General features: G+C 69.2%; 1 protein-coding gene. It reads right to left on the bottom strand.

Going from position 1 to position 636, the window contains the following annotated elements; genetic code table 11:
• Positions 1–537, bottom strand: a 537-nt coding sequence (locus ABD901_RS58835; protein WP_345145155.1) for a hypothetical protein, incomplete at its 3' end; no start/stop codon positions are given.
• Between the last annotated feature and the right edge of the window lie 99 nt (positions 538–636).

Genomic DNA, 636 nt, shown 5'->3' with positions numbered 1-636 from the left:
CGCATGACGGACCGACCCGTGTTCCACTTCGACGTCGTTCAACTCACCAGACTCGAAGAAGATCGTGTCCATTGTGTCGGCGTCAAGCCTCCGGTACAGCTCGTCGAGCGTCACGCCGTGATCAAGCCGCACCGCCGCCAGGCCGGTAGCGTAGTGGTTCACCCACAGGCCACGATCCCGTGGCAGCACCGCGACGTGAATCTCCGGATTGTTCCCCTGCTGCTCCAGCCGCACCACAGGAATGCTCACCCAGCCCGGAAGCCGCAGCGTCACCGCCGGCTCACCATCGGACGCCACCCGAGCGACAGGCCCCTGCAACCAATGCCGCACCGCTTCGAGCCGCTCCAGCTCCGTGCGGGCAGGACCAACAGGTATCCGCACCGCGCCGGCCTGATGCGCCGCCGGCACATCCCCCCACTCGGACCACAGCACGCCGTCGTGCACGCGAGAACGAGCTACCAACGCCGCCAACACCTCTCCCGGCACCGGATGCGGTCCACGCCGCAAGACGTTGCGAAGCTCCTGCGCCAGATCCATCGAGGTCCACCCGCCCTGATCCGCCGCCGCCTCCGCCGCCGCCGACGACGGCCCCGCAACCGGCCGCTGTTCTTCGCCGCCGGGCCGGGTCAGGCGCCG

The sequence above is a fragment of the Dactylosporangium darangshiense genome (assembly GCF_039537565.1).
Classification (GTDB): Bacteria; Actinomycetota; Actinomycetes; order Mycobacteriales; family Micromonosporaceae; genus Dactylosporangium; species Dactylosporangium darangshiense.
Note: the sequence above shows the minus strand (reverse complement) of the source record. Positions and strands in the feature narration are given on the sequence as shown.